This window comes from Paenibacillus sp. FSL R5-0345 (assembly GCF_000758585.1).
In the GTDB taxonomy this organism is placed as follows: domain Bacteria; phylum Bacillota; class Bacilli; order Paenibacillales; family Paenibacillaceae; genus Paenibacillus_AQ.
On record NZ_CP009281.1, the window covers coordinates 4,357,918 to 4,377,222 of the forward strand.

21 protein-coding genes are annotated in these 19,305 nt (G+C 41.0%); 8 read left to right on the forward strand and 13 right to left on the reverse strand.

All coding sequences use genetic code 11. The features are described from left to right. Positions 1–8: 8 nt before the first annotated feature. On the reverse strand, positions 9–1,151 hold the full coding sequence (locus R50345_RS19345; RefSeq protein WP_042129280.1) for a DUF1611 domain-containing protein: 1,143 nt from the start codon (positions 1,149–1,151) through the stop codon (positions 9–11). Positions 1,152–1,351: 200 nt separating this feature from the next. Here R50345_RS19345 and R50345_RS19350 point away from each other — a divergent pair, with 200 nt between their 5' ends. Both R50345_RS19350 and R50345_RS19355 read left to right on the forward strand, forming a co-directional pair. Then, a complete protein-coding gene (locus tag R50345_RS19350) occupies positions 1,352–2,263 on the forward strand; it encodes a LacI family DNA-binding transcriptional regulator (RefSeq protein ID WP_042129282.1) in 912 nt (303 codons plus the stop codon). Between the two features lie 49 nt (positions 2,264–2,312). Next, positions 2,313–3,578: an MFS transporter gene (locus R50345_RS19355; protein WP_042129284.1), complete on the forward strand. Its 1,266-nt coding sequence runs from the start codon at positions 2,313–2,315 to the stop codon at positions 3,576–3,578. 21 nt (positions 3,579–3,599) lie between these two features. On the opposite strand, the gene R50345_RS19360 is transcribed toward R50345_RS19355, so the two are convergent. The 9 genes from R50345_RS19360 to R50345_RS30895 form a co-directional block, all read right to left on the reverse strand. After that, positions 3,600–4,352, reverse strand: coding sequence for a hypothetical protein (locus tag R50345_RS19360; RefSeq protein ID WP_042129286.1), 753 nt, complete (start codon positions 4,350–4,352; stop codon positions 3,600–3,602). Further along, positions 4,349–4,837, reverse strand: coding sequence for a GNAT family N-acetyltransferase (locus tag R50345_RS19365; protein WP_042129288.1), 489 nt, complete (start codon positions 4,835–4,837; stop codon positions 4,349–4,351). Before R50345_RS19365 ends, R50345_RS19360 begins: the two co-directional genes overlap by 4 nt. Positions 4,838–4,851: 14 nt before the next feature. Then, the gene (locus R50345_RS19370; protein ID WP_042129290.1) at positions 4,852–5,883 is read right to left on the reverse strand and encodes an aminoglycoside phosphotransferase family protein; all 1,032 of its coding nucleotides are present in this window, start codon (positions 5,881–5,883) and stop codon (positions 4,852–4,854) included. 113 nt (positions 5,884–5,996) lie between these two features. Beyond that, positions 5,997–6,416 (reverse strand): DUF305 domain-containing protein, encoded by a 420-nt coding sequence (locus tag R50345_RS19375; RefSeq protein ID WP_052414652.1) that lies wholly within the window; start codon positions 6,414–6,416, stop codon positions 5,997–5,999. 62 nt (positions 6,417–6,478) lie between these two features. Continuing rightward, a complete protein-coding gene (locus R50345_RS19380; RefSeq protein ID WP_042129292.1) occupies positions 6,479–7,243 on the reverse strand; it encodes an ABC transporter ATP-binding protein in 765 nt (254 codons plus the stop codon). A gap of 15 nt (positions 7,244–7,258) precedes the next feature. Continuing rightward, positions 7,259–9,598, reverse strand: a complete 2,340-nt coding sequence (locus R50345_RS19385) for an FtsX-like permease family protein (protein ID WP_042129294.1) — start codon at positions 9,596–9,598, stop codon at positions 7,259–7,261. A gap of 45 nt (positions 9,599–9,643) precedes the next feature. Beyond that, positions 9,644–10,267 (reverse strand): TetR/AcrR family transcriptional regulator, encoded by a 624-nt coding sequence (locus R50345_RS19390; protein WP_042129296.1) that lies wholly within the window; start codon positions 10,265–10,267, stop codon positions 9,644–9,646. Positions 10,268–10,406: 139 nt separating this feature from the next. Next, entirely contained in the window at positions 10,407–10,976 is a 570-nt protein-coding gene (locus R50345_RS19395; RefSeq protein ID WP_042129298.1) for a 5' nucleotidase, NT5C type, read from the reverse strand. Between the two features lie 74 nt (positions 10,977–11,050). After that, positions 11,051–11,260: a cysteine-rich CWC family protein gene (locus R50345_RS30895; protein WP_139328600.1), complete on the reverse strand. Its 210-nt coding sequence runs from the start codon at positions 11,258–11,260 to the stop codon at positions 11,051–11,053. A 210-nt stretch (positions 11,261–11,470) separates the two neighbouring features. Here R50345_RS30895 and R50345_RS19400 point away from each other — a divergent pair, with 210 nt between their 5' ends. After that, positions 11,471–12,019 (forward strand): MepB family protein, encoded by a 549-nt coding sequence (locus tag R50345_RS19400; RefSeq protein WP_042129300.1) that lies wholly within the window; start codon positions 11,471–11,473, stop codon positions 12,017–12,019. Here R50345_RS19400 and R50345_RS19405 read toward each other — a convergent pair. Continuing rightward, the gene (locus R50345_RS19405; RefSeq protein WP_052414653.1) at positions 11,989–12,522 is read right to left on the reverse strand and encodes a hypothetical protein; all 534 of its coding nucleotides are present in this window, start codon (positions 12,520–12,522) and stop codon (positions 11,989–11,991) included. The two genes, R50345_RS19400 and R50345_RS19405, sit on opposite strands and share 31 nt — an antisense overlap. A 106-nt stretch (positions 12,523–12,628) precedes the next feature. On the opposite strand from R50345_RS19405, the gene R50345_RS19410 reads away from it, so the two are divergent. The 4 genes from R50345_RS19410 to R50345_RS19425 all read left to right on the forward strand — a co-directional run bounded on the left by R50345_RS19410 (position 12,629) and on the right by R50345_RS19425 (position 15,888). After that, positions 12,629–13,237, forward strand: coding sequence for a methyltransferase family protein (locus tag R50345_RS19410; protein WP_042129302.1), 609 nt, complete (start codon positions 12,629–12,631; stop codon positions 13,235–13,237). A 124-nt stretch (positions 13,238–13,361) separates the two neighbouring features. Beyond that, entirely contained in the window at positions 13,362–14,627 is a 1,266-nt protein-coding gene (locus R50345_RS19415; protein WP_042129303.1) for an alkaline phosphatase, read from the forward strand. A 110-nt stretch (positions 14,628–14,737) separates the two neighbouring features. Beyond that, the gene (locus R50345_RS32000; RefSeq protein WP_042123336.1) at positions 14,738–15,136 is read left to right on the forward strand and encodes a helix-turn-helix domain-containing protein; all 399 of its coding nucleotides are present in this window, start codon (positions 14,738–14,740) and stop codon (positions 15,134–15,136) included. Continuing rightward, the gene (locus R50345_RS19425; protein WP_231574208.1) at positions 15,088–15,888 is read left to right on the forward strand and encodes an IS3 family transposase; all 801 of its coding nucleotides are present in this window, start codon (positions 15,088–15,090) and stop codon (positions 15,886–15,888) included. Before R50345_RS32000 ends, R50345_RS19425 begins: the two co-directional genes overlap by 49 nt. A gap of 110 nt (positions 15,889–15,998) precedes the next feature. Here R50345_RS19425 and R50345_RS19430 read toward each other — a convergent pair whose 3' ends face one another. Together R50345_RS19430 and R50345_RS19435 are read right to left on the reverse strand one after the other, a co-directional pair. Continuing rightward, on the reverse strand, positions 15,999–16,529 hold the full coding sequence (locus tag R50345_RS19430) for a hypothetical protein (RefSeq protein ID WP_042129305.1): 531 nt from the start codon (positions 16,527–16,529) through the stop codon (positions 15,999–16,001). An 86-nt stretch (positions 16,530–16,615) separates the two neighbouring features. Further along, positions 16,616–17,149 (reverse strand): PadR family transcriptional regulator, encoded by a 534-nt coding sequence (locus R50345_RS19435; RefSeq protein ID WP_052414654.1) that lies wholly within the window; start codon positions 17,147–17,149, stop codon positions 16,616–16,618. Positions 17,150–17,325: 176 nt separating this feature from the next. Here R50345_RS19435 and baiCD point away from each other — a divergent pair, with 176 nt between their 5' ends. Further along, on the forward strand, positions 17,326–19,251 hold the full coding sequence (gene baiCD / locus R50345_RS19440) for a bile acid Fe-S flavoenzyme BaiCD (RefSeq protein WP_042129307.1): 1,926 nt from the start codon (positions 17,326–17,328) through the stop codon (positions 19,249–19,251). The last annotated feature ends 54 nt before the right edge of the window (positions 19,252–19,305 follow it).

The following is a 19,305-nucleotide window of genomic DNA, read 5'->3' on the forward strand; positions in this document are numbered from 1 at the left end:
CCCGCAGTTTATTGACTGATGGATTTCCTATGCTTAATCAGTTCACTGGTTAATTTGCCGATATCCAGTACGCATTCCACATGGTCTACGTCAAAACGACTTCGGATTTCTTGTTTTCGCCGCTCCATTTCTTCAGGTGTTTTGAATTCGTATTGTCCAAAATCAACCTCATATTTATCTGGAATAAGGATTGCAAAAGAGCGGCTTCCATTTCCATAAATTCTTAGAATATCAAGACTATCTCTGATTTGCTCATCATCGTCGTACCCAGCTATGAGCACTGTCAAATCAGGACTGAAAGCCCGCAAATAAGAAATTTTTGTAGCAGCAATAATGAAATTCTCATTCGGAAGCAAAGAACCTTGCCCTGACAAAATAATAAAATCACAGCCGTCATTCTCCGCATCCCGAACAGCAGCATTAATATAGTACGGGTATTGATTTAGAGGTCTACGAGCGATGAACTTCATAATATCTCCGCCTGGCTGATTAAACAGAGATGCGGTAGGCTCGGTGATAATCGTCCTTACCTTCTCTCCTGCTTTCTTGAGCTCTCTAAACAAAGACATTTGTGCCGTAAATTTACCTAGACATCCACGTGTCGCAAATATGCCCACCTTGCAAATCCTTTGATTATAAGTTTTGATTTTGGTATCCAATTCAAAATAATTTAAATAGGTAGTTATTTCATCAGTAGGAGATGGAAATGCATACTCATCAACCATTCTACTCACCAATCGATCTGGGATTTGCTCATCAATATCGATTGTAATTTGGTTCTCTTCCAACCATTGAAGTGTGTTTTGATCTAAAATCTCGTGGACACTAATTATTCGTATGTTATGCTCATGCGCCGCGAGTACTAGCACTCTCCAAAGCTCTTTAAGATTAAATTCTCCGTATACGCCTTCGTTGTTACCAAACGAGGTTCCCGGGTCATTGAGGATCAGCGTATTCGCTGACCGAAACGCTTCTTCGATATTGTCCGTGATTGGGATACCCGCAGCTGCGCCTTCGATTAACTCTCCTACATCGCAACCCTTATGAAGGACAAAATCAACCACTGCCGTCACATTAAAATCCGTCAAATCTCTGAATCTGAATATCCCTTGAGTGATCTTGTTAAAGGGATATAACACTACATTCTCCATTCGCAACCGCCTCCCCTATTAGATTCTGATGGACAAAAAACCGATAAGCTTAATCGGTTAAGCCAATCCTACAATAATTTCCCAATTATTTCAATATAGAGAAATTTGATACTTTAGTCTCGTCTCCTTCCAGGGATTGACGCTTTGGAATCGGAATGTTAATCTTTAGAAATATCATACAAAAAGGGAGTCGTTTACTGGTGAAAAAGACTACAATGAAGGACATCGCGCTACGAGCTAATGTCTCCGTTGCAACTGTGAGCTATGTTCTGAACCGCGTCGATAACCAAACCATTCCTGAGAAAACCCGTAATCAAATTCTACTCCTCGCGGAAGAACTTCATTACATTCCTAATCTAGCAGCCCGTTCACTTGCCAATAAAAAAACGGGATTGATAGGCGTGCTTGTCAATAATTCTACCCAGTTACCTCCTTGGAAGCTCTACGCGCAATTCACATTTATTCGTGCTTTGGAACAGCGATTAACAGATGCCGGATATCATACACTTTTATACTCTCTTGGTACTGATCACCCTTCACTCGATATCATCGTCGAAAGAAAACTCGAAGCCGTCTTTCTGATCGATGTCCAAGATGAATCCTTCTACTCGATTTCCAAGCATTTTGTAGAAGGTGTTCCCTTGATTTTGATCGATAGTATGGTTGAAGATAAGCTGTTTAAGCAAGTTCTTTTCAATTATCGTTTAGCGCTACAAAAGGTAATGCCGGAGGATCCTTCAGAGGTGTGTTTAATTATGGAGAGCTTCAATAACTCCCTCCTCACTCGCTTTATTCAAGACAGTCTTCCTTTATCTGAAAAAGCTATATTCAAAGTTCAAAATCTGGAGGAATTGAATACAATTTTATCCAAGGGGATCTTCAAAGAAGCCATCGTTATTAATGAGTTTATTGGGAGTTATGTTGAAAAATCCGGGGTATTCTCACGTCTTTCTGTTCTTTGTACCTGTAATTGCCCAGAAATGCTTGGTGAAAATGTGCAGAAATTTGTATTCACAGGGGATAAGGCAGCCACCGCTTTTGAACTGATGCAAGAGTTATTAGATCGCTCTGACTACCCCGCACAAGAGAATAATCGTTATTTTGTGGATTAATTTTTTTTGGATATTGACTTAAGCGCTTAAGTAGAGAGGAGAGTAACCAATGACAGATCCCGCTTTAGCAAAACATGCATCCACCGCCGTTCAATCCCATCCTACCCTTTGGGGAAACCGGAGATTTATGCTACTACTCAGTTCTTATTCCATTTCCCTGTTTGGAAATACCTTTCACAGCATTGCTTTAAGTTTATGGGTGCTTCAGACAACCGGTAGCGCTAAAATGATAGCTATTATTACGATCATCAATTTATTGCTCAGTTCATTCCTCGGATCGATAGGAGGTACACTGGCAGACAGGATCAACCGCAGAACCATTATGTTGGTCACAGATCTGATAAGCTGTGGTTTAGTAGTTACGCTTGCTTTAGCTATATCTATGTCTTCAACATCATTCGTTATCGTGGCCATATTGACGGGACTTACAACTGTCTCTGCATTATTCCAATCCCCTGCTTATCAAGCTTCTATCACCACTGTTGTTGGCAAGGAGCATGTTCAAAAAGCAGTCGGGATTCTGAACTTGTCGGAGAACATCTGTCGAACGATTGGGTTTTCAGCTGGAGGTATTTTTGTAGCAAGTTTTGGTGCGGCCGATGCCATCCTATTTGATGGAGCTACATTTTTTGTTTCCTTTCTACTGGTTCTTGCTGTCCGCTCCCTTCCACTGCCAAACCGAGTGAATAACGGACCTAAGGAAGAAAGAAAATTCACGCAGGATCTTGCGGATGGCGTTCGTTATATTTGGAAATACCCCTTCGCACGAGCAATTATCATCATGCTCCCCACGCTCACTTTGTTCTTTATGCCTTCCCTGATGCTAACGCAAGTCATGGCCGTCAAAGTATGGAATTCTAGCCCCTTTCAGTTTGGTCTGATGGAAGCCTGTATTCCACTAGGTTATATGATTGGCTCGAGCATGATCTTGTTTCTCGGCTCCAAATTAAAGAATCGAGGCTTCCTCATTATGACTGGACTGTTATGTCTGGGTCCCATGTACCTCCTGTTATCGTTCGTCACTACCGCTGCGTTAGCCATTCCCATCATTCTACTGATTGGCTTCATGTTCTCATTCTGTACATTGCTGATCAATACCATTCTCAGACTGGAAGTTTCGGAGGACATACAAGGCAGAGTTTTCGGTGTACTTGGCTCCATTATGAGTGTAGCGCCCTCTATTGGCCTTACAGCCGTCTCAGCCTTGTCTGATCATTTCAGTCCAGCCCCTGTCATGGGTTCCATCGGTGTATTGCTACTACTGTTTGCTTTATCGACGTTGACTAAGTTAAAGGTGATTCGTGATTACAGGTAAATTCACAACCTCTTATGAACATTAGCGCCCATTTTTCCTTATTACGCGCCTATGTTGAAGCTCAATCAGTAATTGAACAACTGTAATGATCAATAAGAAAATTCCCAACACACCTGTTAAAAATGGATAAATCAGAGGAAAAATTACACTTGGATAACTTTTAGCAATATCTGAATAGTAACCCATACCCATTAGTGCAGTACCCGAAAATTCGATAAGCTTGACACCTAGAGGATTATCACTTCTTTGAGCATAACTCAGTGATTTTTCTTCTATGCTGCCATCATGCGAAATCGTGATTATTTTCCATTTTTGCTTTTCCATCGGCTGACTATCATCTGTAAGCCTTTGGACTATATTGATTTCTTTTTCGCCAGTCTTTCGATCCTTTACAGTAAGGATATCTATCCATGAGAAATATCTGCTTCCTCTTTCCCGATTAGACAGCCATATTTCATCAGGGGTTGAGATTTTTTGATCATTTAATAGAAACTGCACTTTGACAATATCACCAGGCGGGACATTCTCCTCTTTATCCCAGAGCGTCAATTCTGCAATCCTGCCTGTATTTTCTTCTTCAATTTTAATATGCTTATCGTCAACCACTAGTTCTTGAACGTTTAAAGTGTTATACCCTTTTTCAGCATGGTCTATCTTATAACGCTGTTGGATCTGATCTGAAATTATATACTCACGGATATAGTTGAACAACGGGCTAAAAGAAATCGCTAACAAGAAAAATGAAATCGTCGATAAATACATTATTTTCTTCATAATGAATCCTCGTGAGCGATCGTCAGCTTGAAATTTTGTCTTGAACCGCCTTCGGGGCCATTTGGAACTCTATTCTGCATAGGAACGAAACCAAACTTCTGATAAAATCTTCTAGCAGGTTGACCTTCTGGATGATCCTCTCCAAAAGTAGTAACCAATATCTCTGAGGGAGCTTCAACACTTTGTAGAATATGGTTAAGTAGGGCTGTCGCTACTCCTCTATTTCTTGCTTGCTTTGAAACTGACAACCAACCAATCTTATAATTCGGGGCGTTGGACAAAGAAAATAACACTCCACCCAGTAATCGAGAACCTGATGAACCACTATTCTCTCGTATGCAAAAAGCACTTTGTCGACTGATATTTTTCTCTAAGGCTAGCGTGAAATTCGGATCATCTACCATGGGTCCAAAAAGAGACTCCACCTCTGCCGCCAGCTCCAGCCACCCTTTTATATCTTCCATGGTAGCGTTTACTACATTCATATATAAGTTCTCCTTTAGTAGACTTGATTACACCATTCAATACACTCTGGAATAAAATCAGCGTAGTCCTTTAACCCTAATATACTTCTGGTTACTTCAAGGGTTCCAAGTTCTCGCTCCGTATCATCCGTACTCTCTATTCCAAGTGATCGTCTGATATTATAAGCTAACCATTCTAGCTTCCCATGAAAACCATAGTTGAGAACATCGGACCAGTTAGCATAAATCCCGCCACCATGACCCAGGTAGGTACTAATAAGTGTGCAGAAGGCATCTTTGCTTACACTTCCCGATTCAAAACCTGACCAATAAAGAGCTACATCAATTAACTCTTGTGTTGGATGGATAGGCCCTGCTGCTTCCCAGTCAATAATAATGGGTACGCGATGCTCATCCCATAGTACATTTTTTTGATCTAAATCTCTATGGCTGATTATCATATGATTCGATAATTGTTCCGCTGAAGAATCTACTAGTTGTTCCCAATGATTTATTTGGCTCAAGTGATCTAATAGCAAGGCAGACCATTCCACACCCTCCTGTTTTGCTTGTAGAGCATACTTATTCCAAAGAACGGTGGATGTATTTACTGGCTCAAGATTCACATTAGGATGATGATCAAGAAGTGTAGAGAAATCGATCTTATGAAGTTTTGCAATGAGTTCGCCAATCACTTTGCAGCACTCCATATCAATTTCTCCTGATGACAAAGCTTTACCTTCGACCCATGGAAACAATAAATAGAATTGACCCTCAATTTCATGCATAAAACAATCATTGGTTACAATCGCCGGTACCGCATTTATTCCATTTTGATAAGCCATATTCGCAACTTTTTCAGAAAGAGTATAGTTGTACATAGCAGTATCTCGCTGCATAATTTGAGGGTTTAGAGCTTTCACTGCATAAAGCGCTTTGTCCGTTTGTAGACGATACATTCTGTGAAGAAGGCCGCCTGTTACCTGTTCAGGTTCATTTTTCAGATTACCTAACTTGTATTTTGCACATAGCATTTCAAAATTTAAGTTATAATTCAGATCTCCCATGTTATGTATTCCTTTCCTGATAGAGTAAAACATATAAAGTATATCTCTATAACTCTGAGCCGTAAACTAAAGAAGCAATTGCTTTGATCCGGAGATCCGGGGTAAGCAATCGCTTAAATGGATAAGGCTATATTAGCATTCACTCCGTTGGTTACAGCTGCAGATCCCATTTCCGCGAACATAGTTTGCGCTATTTTCTCGAACCTCTTCATATACTGAGATCGTTCGAAATCTGTATTTGTCAGCATTCTGCATTTACACTGAATAGCTTGCATATTGGAGATACTTTTAGTTTGTGCTGAAATGATATTTGTAGCGATGCTCTGCAGCTCCAGATTTGTCGTGTACCTAAGAATATTCCGAGACATCTCAATGGCTGCTAGATGATGTGGAATCATCTGCCGAATAAAGGTATTGGAAATGCTACATAAGAGGGGGACACTTGTCATCCTTCTAATCATGGTTTGGAGTATCTTGCAGAATTCATTCAGATAAGCTTGGGTCACGTTGCTTAGTTTAGGATTTCTATCCATAAAGAGCATAACTCCTTTTTGGATAGTGTATGAAAAGCATTATAGGTATGATCCTAGAACAATCAGAATCCTAATTTAAACAACCAGGCAGCCAGCTTCTCTTCCCGTTCTTTTAAGTCACCATTTAATCGATTAAATTTTCCAAGCCTGTGCTCAGAAGCTATACTGCCATCCAGCATATATAGGACACGCTCTGCCTGAGCAGCGACTTTCGCATCATGCGTAGCCAGTAGAATCGTTGTACCTGTCTGATTAATATCTATTAATATCTCCATAATTTCACTAGCAGCTTTAGAGTTCAGTGCACCTGTCGGCTCATCACCAAATAGAATATCAGGCTCATTGATGATTGACCTGCAGATCGCCGCTCTTTGCAGTTGTCCACCCGACACTTGTGTAATATCACGCTCAGCGAGTGCGGAGATCCCGGTTTTTCTCATTAACTCAGCGGCTCTGTTATTGATGGTTCTACGACTAACAATTTTAGCTCGATAAGCGGATAAGATGATATTGTCGCGAATAGTCAGGTTTTTTAAAAGATGCATCTGCTGAAAAATAAATCCCATTTGATTTAAACGCAGTTCAGCTAATTCACGCTCAGAAAGACCACTGATGTCCTGCCCTTTAAAAACAACACTTCCTGAAGTCATCCGATCCATACCGCTGATCGTATAGAGCAATGTTGATTTTCCTGAGCCAGAAGGCCCCATTATAGCTACGAATTCTCCCTTCGATACCTGTAGATGAACATCTTTTAATACCGTTTGCGGGGTTCCTTGCCCGGTTACAAAAGTTTTATTTAAACCCTTCGTCTCTAATATGAACATACTACCACCTCACCCTCATTCGACAATCAGTTTAGATAAATTGGATTTCTTCATCGATATCGTGCTTACTACGGTTGTGAGTGCTACAATGAGCATGAAAAAAAGAGGGAGTACAAGATAAGCTACAACCGGATTAACTACAAACTGTATTTTGGATGCTCCCATAAAAGATCCGAGTAATTGAACGAATTTTTGACCGATGGTATTAGCTGCAAAGGTTCCAAGAATGATCCCAAGACCTGAAACCAATAGTAGCCTTACCTGATATTGCTTTCGAATATCTTCCAACGTAAAGCCAACGCTTCTCAAAATCGCAATTTGTGAGGCGTCCTTCGCTAGCAGCATTTTTAGAAATAAAGCTGTAATCAATACTGAAATTGATATCGAGATGGCTATGGATAAGCCAGTGACCAGCTTTAATTGGCGAATCGTATTCCCAAGCGTCTGAGATAAATAGCTTTCTAGATGAGTAACTTTGGCTGGATAAAATAACTTTGCATATTGATCCATTTTCTCCTGAACGGAAACATTCGGATTCACATCTAAAGCTACGATATACCATAGCACGGACTTCGGGTTATAAGGTAATCGGGCTTTTGCAGTTCGACCACCGTTCGTTATATCTTGGTAGATCCCGCTAACCGTCAATTTTTTCGAAGCGCCATCCACCTCCAGAATAACGCTATCCCCTACCGTTTTGTTCCATTCCTTGGCATTCAGATCAGAAAGAGCAATCTCATCTCCACTTTCAGGGGTTCCTCCGTTAACATAGGTGAGCGGAAAAATAGAGAAATCTCCTGTTTCAACATTGATGTTCTCCCATACGCCATCGCTGCCTAGCACTTTAAATCGAGAAGTAATTAATGGTGAGAATTTAGCTATTTCGGAGTCCGTATTTAGCGTCGTTATCAGTTCATTAAATCGCTTCTCTATTTGATCAGATGGCTGCAAATCTATTCTCATGTCACTCTGCCCTACACCCATAAAAGAAATAAACCGAGGAGACTGAAGGGTATTCAATATATTTACTGGTACAAGAATGATAAACAAACAGATCACAAATACGAAGAATAGCAATCCGAACATGGTGAAACGTCCATAAACATCCTTTAGGCCAAGAAAAAGATTCACATTTAGATGCTTGCGCTTACTCAGATCCAATCTACGTGTATTGCCTCTCATCTCTCCCACAGTCGCTGACCTTAAAGCTTCTACTACTGTTATACGATTAAACCTTCTAAGAATAACTCTGCAAAAGAACACAATCATCCCGAAGATCAAACCGACCGCTAAGACGGGAACAATAGGCTGAAGGATCGTTTTCGGAGCAGTCCCCAAGTACAAGGTGATATTCGCTGTAAACAATCGCACCACACCCAAAGATAATAAATATCCTAGCAGTGAGGCGCATGCTGCCATCACCATATATTTTGCCAAATAGATCTTCCTAATATCTCGCTGCGAGATTCCTATTGCTTTCATGACGCCAATCTCTCTGTAATCCTCCTCTAAGGTCGCGATCATCGTAAACCTTAAACACAGGGTGGCAATCATCATAAGAAGGATGCTTACTAAAATAATGACAACTGCAATAATCCCATCTGTCAGAGCATTCAGCGTCTTAAACAAAGGATAGTCTATCATTGGTCCTTTACTGGGCATATCTGAGGATTGATAGGTATTCCGGAACTCGCCAAGTCTACTTAAATCGGTGATTTGAAATTCAATTAGATATTCAACTTCTCCATGATTCTTCTTAAGTGCATTATAATCCGTGTCATTTACGACAAAGCGCTTAGAGCTAACAATTGCTGGATTCATTTGAATGTCACGGACAAAATCCGTAACAATAAATTTTTGATCTAACTGTCCATTGGAAAGGATAACCTGATCACCAATGTTCAGATCATTCTGCTTTTTATAATAAATAGGAACTGCGATTTCTCCTTCAGATACCCTAATCACTTGATTCTCTAAATTCAGCAGCAAATCAAATGATGGGTTCTGCTTAACAAAACCTATATCCATTACGCTGTTCTCTTCCGACTTATTGCTGTTACCCAAGACAATCTTCGAGCCATCTATCCTTAGCATTTCTACTGTCTGTTGATTCTTAACAGGTGGATTTGTAGAGGCGAATTGTTGAATAACTGCGTTATCTATTGGACCAGCATGCATTTGAACAAAATGGGGAGCTTTTGATTTATCCAGAAAATTACTTAAAGAACCGGACAATTCCATAATGACTTGAGAAGCACAGGCAGCAAGCAAAGCCGATAACATCATAAAAATAAATAAGACGATCGTTATGATTTTATTCCTTTGAAAATCTTTTTTCACAATTTGTAGCAGCATTGACGATCTCTCCCCTGCGTCACATTCATCCTCCTTGTTCGAACCTTACTCAAACATTTGCGTTACGTAAGAAAAGCTTCCTTTTTCAGCGCCTAATGTAGTCTCCATAATATAAATAAAGCTCTGAATTTTAAGAATGATCTCTTCCGGTTCCCATTTGAATATCCCTTCGTCAAACAGAAATTGTGAGGCGACCAACAGAAATTCCATCGTTTCTTTAGGATAGGGACAGTGGAACAAGTTTTCCTCGATTCCCTGCTCAATCACCTCTGTTAATACAGGCGTTAGCTTCAAAATAGTTTCAGCCAAGCTTTTCTGATGGATTAGTGCATTCTCAGCTTGATGAAACTGTTCAATCATCTGACCTTTTCTCTCCGAATCAGGCTTCTGCGCCATTATGATTTGAAGCAGCTTTTCATGTACGGAGAGATTTGAATCAGCAGCAATGATCTTGGCAGCGTCCACTCCAGCATCGATGAATCGCATGACCACCGCATCCATAACCTCCTCCTTCGACTTGAAATAATAATAGAACGTACCTTTGGCAATCCCGATCTCCTGCAAGATATTGTTCACTGTAGTTCTCGCATAGCCTTTAGTAAAAAAAAGCATTTCTGCTATATCTAATATTTCATTTCTGCGTTCTTCCGGTTCTTTTGAAATCCTCATATATTTCGAGTCCTCCTCTTCGTAGACCGACCGTCGGTCTATTCCAATTATATACAATTAATTTATCGTGTCAATACTGCTTTTCTTGAATAACAACATAAAAAAAGAGAATTGTTCTAAGTGAACAACTCTCCACAGCTCAACGATTCTCTTGATTTCCCAATATTTCATCAATCTTCTCTTTTGCACCTTCCCATGAGGTCAATAACGGAAATCCGTATTGTTCACGAGCTCTCAAATTCCATGGATGTGGAATACAAAGTACTTTCCTTCCGTCCTGCAATGCAGGAACCAAATTGTGAACCCCATCATCAATCAGAAGATCATAATTAATAAGATTCTTTCGCTTACAAGGGAAGAAATTTTCTAGGGGAATAAACGGCATATGCTTCTGCAGCCAGTTCCATTTTTCAACAACTGCCTGGGGCTGGGCCGCCGTAACGATAATAACATCATAAGCGTTGTGAAGCTTCTGCATTTCACCTACAACATGTTCGTCGAACAATTCAAGCTCCTCATATAAACCAGGCCGTCCATAGAATACCTCTTGTGTACAATCTGGATGACGTAAATGGTCCGTATTCCAATCAAGCATCTCCTCGTACTTCAGTACATGAGTGGGGAAATCATTGTTGTTATGGTATATAGCTCGTTTGACTAGATGGCATATCGTGTCATCCATATCAACTGCAATTATAGGCTTTCTCATCTGTGTCCCCCATATGTTTTTTATATTACTATTTAAGTATACACAATATAATTACTGTTTTCGTCTTGAGTTAGTTAAATTTCCGGTTGATGTTTTTTAAACGCCTCTACGCATCTTTGACAAATACAGGCTTTGCCTCTCAGTTCTAAAGGTACCTGTTCTAGTAGTTCTGCAGGAATTTCCGTATGAAAACACCAACAACCACCACTGTCAGCACCACAATAATTTAATTCTTTACATAATGGACAATACCGTTGTTCAACTTGTTTATTCTTTATATCCAAAGCCTATAACTCCCCCATAGATCATTTAAACAGCGCTCTTTATATTAAAAAAACTCACTCTCTGCAATACCTCTACAATTATCTGAGTATACTTCAAAAATAAACGACTCCGGAACATCTGCCCTGTTCACGCTTGTGAACTCGCTATTCTTGCATTAAGATAGTGAGCATTAGGAGTTTCAATGGGACTCAACCGGGAGATTTGAACAGATGAGACTTAAGAAACAAAGCTCTTCAGATATTATTCATAGTGATCTACTTGCTACCCAGGAACTTGTATATAACCCTTGCAATCTTGATTGCTCTGATCTCATTCATGAAACACACAATGCTGAATATGGTGCGTATATGTTTAATTTAAACGCGCTATCCATTAGATTCCGTGTTGCAAAAATCACACCTACAAAGATCGGGCAGTTTGTGACGTTATGGGAGAGAACTGGAGATGGGCCGATTCAACCTTATGACATATCTGATCCTGCCGATCTCTTCGTTATAAGTACACGCAAGGAAAATCACTTTGGTCAATTTTTATTTCCAAAAGCAGCCCTAGCTAACCAAGATATATTATCTAATAAAGGCGAAGGTGGAAAAAGAGCAATACGTGTGTACCCGCCATGGGATACTCCCACAAGTCGTCAGGCTCAAAAGACACAAAAATGGCAGTTGGAATATTTCTTAGAGATCCCAGCAGATAAGCCACTGGACTTTCTTCGTACGCAAATGCTTTACGGTTTCCCATTAAATCGTACAGTCTGACCTATATCCTCCACATGCTTTATATCCGCCCATAAAATAAAATAATTATACAAGACATCTCCTATATTCACAGCTTCTGGATATTTCATGATAATAGCGGCCTGATGGTTCCATTCCTCTACCTGATCAGCAGAAGGCACAATCAAACGCGCCTCTATTTTCTTTTCTTTCTGCCCCTGCATTTTCATCTCAATGATTTGTGGATCGGAGCCATAAGGCTTCAGTTGATGAAATGCATCCATGTTTGCTACATCATCAATGGATAACCTCTCACCAGAAAAAGCGGATAATTGAAAGAATCCGTTTTCCCCCTGATATTTTTCATCATATTCTGGATTCTTTACCCAATCGGAAGGATACTTCAAAGAGACCTTATACTCTTTTGAAGTATATGTTGAAACCCCCGCTCGCTTGACAAGCATTCCGATTCCAGTGCTTCCTAATGCAATAACCGCTATAACCAACACCCATAACCACCATTTCTTATACACTGTTCTTAACACGTTATCCTCCTGAAGTAATATTGGGTTGACACGCACAGCATGAAGAAATAAGATATAGATAAACATATGAGCAATCGTTCATATGTATTAGTGAGGAGGAAATACAATGAATAATCTAAAAAATATCCTATCTCTCATTCTTTTTTGCATTTTCCTTATTTCTTACCTTATGAAGCTCGTTATCCTATACAAGAAGAACCATATTAAAGGAAATGTATTAGCAAAAGGTAAAAAACTAGCCAAGATTCATTATACCGAGCTATTCGTTAAGATTACCACTTTTGTATGGGGTGCAACGTGGTTTGCGTTCTCCTTAGCTGAGTCATACATAGTTACACTAGTCGGTGAGCAGTTTGATAATCCCGTCATTCACTTTTTCGGGGTTGGGGTAGCGGCCCTCGGATGTTTCATTTTTATTCAAGCAATGATTGCTATGCGCACTTCATGGAGAGTTGGGATTGATAAGACTACTGTAACAAAACTCATCACGAATGGTATATATAAATTTAGCAGAAACGCCGCATTTGTCGGTTTTGATCTCATGTTTCTGGGATTATATCTTATGTACCCAAATCTATTAACACTAATTATATTCCTACTTAACATTATCGCCATACATTTACTTATTCTTCAGGAAGAACAGCACTTAAAGTCCGTATTCGGAGCTGAATATATTAAATATTGTAATCGTACACCTAGATATATTTTATTTTGAAACCATACCTACTGCAAAATCAAATGTTCAACAGCGCTTTTTACATTTTTTACAAGTAACGAAAACATTCTCTTAATGTAATTACTATAGTATGAGGTTGTAAACATACATTAGGAGGGAAATTATGAAATCACCGAAAAAGCACGGCGTTAAGACGGCCATTGTAGCAACTGCAGCAACTGCTCTCTTCGTTTCCAACGTAGTCATTACGCATGCCCCTAATCAAGCCAATGCAGCTTCATCAAACACACGAAATGTGATTCTGTTTGTCGGAGACGGGATGGGAAGTGCCCAGCGCAATGCCATCCGCCTAGCTACAGTAGGTGAAAAAGGAAATCTAGCGATGGATTCTATGCCATATGCCGGACTCATTCATACAAGCTCCACTGTCCCTGTTACAGATTCAGCTGCTTCAGCAACAGCTTATGCCAGCGGAGTCAAGACTTATAACGGAGCCATCGGGATGGATGCAGATAAAAAGTCCGTCCAAACCATTATGGAATATGCAAAATCAGCAGGAAAATCTACAGGTGTTGTAACTACAAGTCAAATTACAGACGCTACAGGCGCTGCCTTCGGCGCTCATGTCGAAGATCGCTCCAAACAAAGTGATATCGCTCTGCAGCTCCTAACCAAGAGCAAAGTTGACGTTCTTCTCGGTGGAGGCGAAGATTTCTGGTATCCGGCAGGAAATCCAGGAACGTTCGCGGATGAGCCTACTGAAGATCCTTCAGAGAAGAGTAAGGGTACTCAAGGTAACCTTGTAGAAAAAGCTAAGCAGCTTGGATATTCCTATGTAACGAACAAAACAGATATGCAAAAGGCGAAAAGCGGCAAGCTTCTCGGGTTATTTGCAAACGAGGAAATGTTCCAGCAAAAGCCAGAGGGTGAAGGAGATATTTATAATCCGGTTGTATCCTTGCCTGAAATGACGAAAAAAGCGATAGACACGCTTGCAGCAAATAAAAAAGGATTTTTCCTGATGGTTGAAGAAGAAGGTACTGACGAATTTGCACACCAAAACAACGCCAAGATGACAATTAAAGCGGGGCAAGAGTTGGATAAATCCGTACAGGTCGCCAAAAATTTTGCTAAAAAAAATCCCGATACCCTTGTCTTAGTTCTCGCTGACCATGAAACAGGTGGGTTCTCTATTGAAGCTGTGAATGCTGAAGATGAGTCAGGCGACGGTATTTCTAAAGAGGATGGTCCGTTTGCCATCGCTAATTCCAAACAGAATTTTGTGGTGGACTGGACGACCTCGGGTCATACAGCAGTAGATATTCCTATTACAGCCATGGGTAAAAATGCTCAGTTGTTTACTGGAATCTACGAAAACACTGAAGTATTTACTAAGGTCGCCCAAGCCATGGGCCTTAAAGTGAAATAATAAGATCGGACAGAAAAAAAGACTAGCCAGACTTTTGAAGTGCACCCCTTAGAATAGACATTGGAAAAAACCCCTGGTTTATCCGATGAAATTCTAGGGGGTGCATTTTTATGGCGATTAAAGGACAGAAGTTTAAAAATTACTCAGATGAGATTAAAAAAGAGGCCATTCGTTTACATGTGGAGGAAAGATGGACTTATCGGAAAATTACGGAGCATTTTGAGATACAAGATCAAGGACGGGTAAAGAGATGGATGAAGAAATACCGAGAGCTAGGGGAATTTGGGCTACTAGATCAACGGGGGCGTCGTATTGAATATATCGATCAAGATAGGTATGTTCAAAAGCTCAAACGGGAAAATGAAATGCTAAAAAAGTGTTTGGAAATCTGGATGCAGGAGGTGAAACGCACAAATATAGAGTCATTGAGAACGCTGCAAAAGAGTATGCCGTTAGCAACCTGTGTAAACTCTTTAGGGTCTCTAGAAGTGGATACTACGCTTTCCTGAAGCGCAAAGGAACAGATCGGGATCAGGAAGCAAAGGCGCTCATTCAGAAGGTCTATGAAAGGTATGAAGGAGTCTACGGTTATCGCCAAATTCAATTGTTCTTGCTACAAGACCACGGGGTTTGGATGAATCATAAGAAGGTACTCAGAATTATGCAGGATTTAGGCATTCGTTCGAGGATCCGCCGAAAACATCGTTGTAATTATGCTACTTCTGAAGGAGACCGTGTGGCGAAAAATATTTTGAAACGGGATTTCAAAGCGGATGCTCCCAACCAAAAATGGGTGACAGACATTACGCAATATCGTGTAGGCGAAAAGTGGCTCTATCTTTCTGCGATTAAAGATTTATTCAATAACGAAATTATCGCTTATCAAATGAGCGCTAGGAACGACAACGAACTGGTTCTCCGGACCTTTGAGCAGGCGTGGAGTCAGCAAAAAGACGTGACTGGACTGATCGTTCACAGCGATCAGGGATTCCAATACACGTCTCATGCATACCACGACATGCTGCCAAAGGTTGGGGCCCGAATCAGCATGTCTCGCCGAGGCAATTGTTATGACAACGCCTCTATGGAGAGCTTCTTCTCGCATCTCAAAACGGAAGGACTCTATCCTTATGATATCCGAAATATGGATGAGGCACAAAGGAAAATTGAAGATTACATTCGATTTTATAACCAACATCGGCCACAACGAAGGTTAAATAAGCTGCCTCCGGTAGAGTACCGGAAACAGCTTATTGCCTAGGGTCTTTTTTCAGTGTCTATAAAATGGGGGCTTGACCACTTTCTGGTTAGTCTTTTTTCATTGATGAACCACAATCCTAGGTTTTCCCTTACACTCTATGATCTCCACAACTACTTAGCATCTGTCCGAACAACAAACGTGATTTCCTTGGTCTGGTCTACCCACTCACCTGTCAGTCGAAATCCCCTTATAGTTGCCCCTGCTTCATAATCCTTACTATCTGAACTAAGAAAAGACGCCATATTCGAATCGAGCTTAAAAGTAGCTGTCTTATCCTCAAATTCAACAGTTACCGGCGTTGCTGTTTCTTTTTTATACTTAAAAGTGCCATCATCTCTCAAAATATAATCTGTCAAATTGTAGCTGTCTGGAGCTGTATCGCTAAATTCGATTTGTATGATTTTTCCAATCTTCACATAGGGAATTGAAACATCCGGGTCAGCCGTAAGGCTTTGGAAAGATGCACTAACTTCTTCTAAATCAGTGTTCTTTTCAAGTGGCATCACGATAGATTGAATTACTCTCCCTTTAGATGTAACCGTTACTTCCTTAATTACAGTATCGCTGGCCTGTTCTCGATCGCAAGCTGGGAAAATAAACAGAAGCATAAGACTAAGGGTTAATAAGTATACTTTTCTCATGGAAAGCCCCCTTCTATCCCAATATCAAATGTACCATTCATTCACATTGTTATCGAGGTGTGTATGTAAGATATCTGTTATATGGATCAATGCTTATCCCAGGAGTCCAGTTTATGAGAAAGCATATGAATTAACTCTAGCTCATGTAATACCATACTACGGGTATAAAAATATAGCTCTTCAGAGTAAACCAAATCTTCACCGTTCCCAAGCACTAGGGATAGCTGTTGTAAATGTTCCAGCTTCTCTTTCATGTAAGTCTCTCTGTAATCAAGTAATCTTCGGCGGGCCTCCTGATCCAGTAGCTCATAATAAGCAAGACGAATAGACCATTCATTATCAATACGGATAGTCTCCAGCGTAAATTCGTTCAAGCAGATATGAAACCGCTCCTCACCCTCGGCTGTGATCGAATATACATACCGTTTAGGCCGGTTTTCCTGCATTTCCGTTTTTTTAATTACCCAACCTCGCTTTTCAAACAATTTCAGCTTCGGATACAGCGAATTATTATTAACGATTTTATCGTTACCCATTACGAAAATAATATTTTTTTTAATCTCATAACCATGCTTTGACCCTTTCATTAATTGAGCCAGAATCAAGACTTCAATATCCATGTTCATCCTCCGAACTACCGGACTTCATTTCCGGTCATTTTCTTATCTTACCTCAAGGACTACATTTGTGCCAAATACTTCGTGATTTTATGCACATACTTTTATCACCCCATTCGATAATATAGGTTAAAATAACCTAATTATTTTTAACCTAAGTGTAGAGAGGAAGTTATTTCATGGAATTCGCACACTTGTTCAGCAAAGGTACGATCGGAAATATGGAGCTCAAGAACCGGGTCATTTTACCTGCCATGGGAACAAAAATGAACGCTCCGGGTGGTTATGTCAGCGAGCGCTTGATTGATTACCATGTTGCACGCGCAAAAGGCGGTAACGGCTTAAATACAGTTGAAGTAACAACCATTCACCCAACGGCTGCTTCTGATGATGCTCCAGCCATTTATGATGATAAATTCATTCCTGGCATGACCCTATTAGCTCAAGCTATTCGTGATGCAGGCGGCAAAAGCTGTCTTCAGTTATGGCATGGAGGGAAAGTAACTCCTAACCTGATTCAAGTCTCCTCCTCTCCTGTTCCTTTCGAGGGTGTCAGTCATATTCCCCGAGAGCTGGAGCTTCACGAAGTTAGCGAGATGGTTCAAGCTTACGCAGAGGCTGCTTCACGTGCGAAAAAAGCTGGTTTTGACAGTGTGGAATTCCATGCCGGTCATGGTTATTTGCCGCAACAATTTCTAAGCCCAGCTATGAATTTCCGTCAGGATGAGTACGGGGGTTCTTGGGAGAATCGCTGTCGCTTTCCGCTCGCGTGTATCCGTGCCATTCGAGAAGCGGTTGGACCCGGGTTCCCTATCTTGATGAGAATCTCAGCGATCGAGGATCTACCGGGCGGACTAACACTGGAAGATATGAAGCTCTTCTCGAAGCTGGCTGAGGAAGCTGGTATTGATGCGATTAATGTATCGCGTGGCGTTCCAGCAGGCACAGCTATTAAATATGAAGTACCTCCAATTGATCTACCCGTAGGCTTCAATGTAGATAATGCCGCACAAATTAAATCCGTGGTTAGCATCCCAGTTATCGCCGTAGGACGTATTAATGATCCAGCGATTGCGGATCGGATTATTGCCGAAGGACTGGCTGATTTCGTAGCCATAGGCCGCGCTCAATTGGCAGATCCTGAATTCTGTAATAAAGCATTAGCTGGACGTGCGGACACGATTGTTAAATGTGTGGGCTGTGATCAAGGCTGCTTCGATGGATTCGTGAATCCGAAAGTGCCTTTCATCAGCTGTGTATTTAATCCTGCAACCGGACGGGAAAGTGAATATGAATTGCAACGGGCGGGCACGCCTAAGAAAGTGCTTATTGCTGGTGGTGGACCAGCCGGATTAGAAGCAGCAGTCACCTTGAAACGGCGTGGGCATTCTCCGATATTATGCGAAAAGAATGACATTCTTGGCGGACAGCTTTATATCGCCGGAGCCGCACCGCGTAAAGAAGAAATGGCCGCCGCCGCTCTAAATATGGGAGAAGCCGCTAAACGTGAAGGTGTGGAAATTCGAATGAATACAGAGGTTACTCCAGCACTTATCCAAGAAATTAGTCCGGATGAAGTCATTCTTGCAATCGGCTCCGCCCCTGTTATTCCTCCAGTAGAAGGCGTTCTGAGTGGTCATGTTGTGAATTCACATGATGTATTATGGGGAACAGCCCATCCTGAAGGTCGAGTCGTTATTATTGGAGGGGGATTAGTCGGTCTTGAGGTCGCTGAGCTGCTGGTTGAACGTGGAAATCAAATCACTGTTGTTGAAATGCAAGCCGATGTAGCAAATGATCTGGGAATCCTTCGTAAAATCTGTGTAATGGAAAGTCTCTATGGCCATGGCGTTACATTAATGACTAACAGTAAGTGTATGGCGATCCACAAGGATAGTGTACTGGTTGAAAAAGATGGGGAGCTTCATAGCTTGCCAGCCGATTATGTAGTAATTGCAGTAGGTTCACGTGCCCTCAACAAGCAAACCCTTCAGGACTTCTTGGAGGAAAGTGCCATTCCTTATCATGTAATTGGTGACGCTGTGCAAGCTCGCAGAGCGCTTAATGCGATTTGGGAGGGTGCAGAATTAGCTAGACGAATCTAGTTCATATGATCAAATAAATGTATGTAAAATAAACCCGGCAGGCCGCGCCCGCCG

Bases quoted from the DNA above. Each gene is read 5' to 3' on its own strand.
- R50345_RS19360 (WP_042129286.1), bottom strand. From the start codon at position 4,352: ATGAAGAAAATAATGTATTTATCGACGATTTCATTTTTCTTGTTAGCG.
- R50345_RS19430 (WP_042129305.1), bottom strand. From the start codon at position 16,529: ATGAGAAAAGTATACTTATTAACCCTTAGTCTTATGCTTCTGTTTATT.
- R50345_RS19370 (WP_042129290.1), bottom strand. From the start codon at position 5,883: ATGGGAGATCTGAATTATAACTTAAATTTTGAAATGCTATGTGCAAAA.
- R50345_RS19395 (WP_042129298.1), bottom strand. From the start codon at position 10,976: ATGAGAAAGCCTATAATTGCAGTTGATATGGATGACACGATATGCCAT.
- R50345_RS19385 (WP_042129294.1), bottom strand. From the start codon at position 9,598: ATGCTGCTACAAATTGTGAAAAAAGATTTTCAAAGGAATAAAATCATA.
- R50345_RS19355 (WP_042129284.1), top strand. From the start codon at position 2,313: ATGACAGATCCCGCTTTAGCAAAACATGCATCCACCGCCGTTCAATCC.
- R50345_RS19375 (WP_052414652.1), bottom strand. From the start codon at position 6,416: ATGGATAGAAATCCTAAACTAAGCAACGTGACCCAAGCTTATCTGAAT.
- R50345_RS19345 (WP_042129280.1), bottom strand. From the start codon at position 1,151: ATGGAGAATGTAGTGTTATATCCCTTTAACAAGATCACTCAAGGGATA.
- R50345_RS19390 (WP_042129296.1), bottom strand. From the start codon at position 10,267: ATGAGGATTTCAAAAGAACCGGAAGAACGCAGAAATGAAATATTAGAT.
- R50345_RS19365 (WP_042129288.1), bottom strand. From the start codon at position 4,837: ATGAATGTAGTAAACGCTACCATGGAAGATATAAAAGGGTGGCTGGAG.
- baiCD (WP_042129307.1), top strand. From the start codon at position 17,326: ATGGAATTCGCACACTTGTTCAGCAAAGGTACGATCGGAAATATGGAG.
- R50345_RS19435 (WP_052414654.1), bottom strand. From the start codon at position 17,149: ATGGATATTGAAGTCTTGATTCTGGCTCAATTAATGAAAGGGTCAAAG.
- R50345_RS32000 (WP_042123336.1), top strand. From the start codon at position 14,738: ATGGCGATTAAAGGACAGAAGTTTAAAAATTACTCAGATGAGATTAAA.
- R50345_RS19400 (WP_042129300.1), top strand. From the start codon at position 11,471: ATGAGACTTAAGAAACAAAGCTCTTCAGATATTATTCATAGTGATCTA.
- R50345_RS19415 (WP_042129303.1), top strand. From the start codon at position 13,362: ATGAAATCACCGAAAAAGCACGGCGTTAAGACGGCCATTGTAGCAACT.
- R50345_RS19410 (WP_042129302.1), top strand. From the start codon at position 12,629: ATGAATAATCTAAAAAATATCCTATCTCTCATTCTTTTTTGCATTTTC.
- R50345_RS19380 (WP_042129292.1), bottom strand. From the start codon at position 7,243: ATGTTCATATTAGAGACGAAGGGTTTAAATAAAACTTTTGTAACCGGG.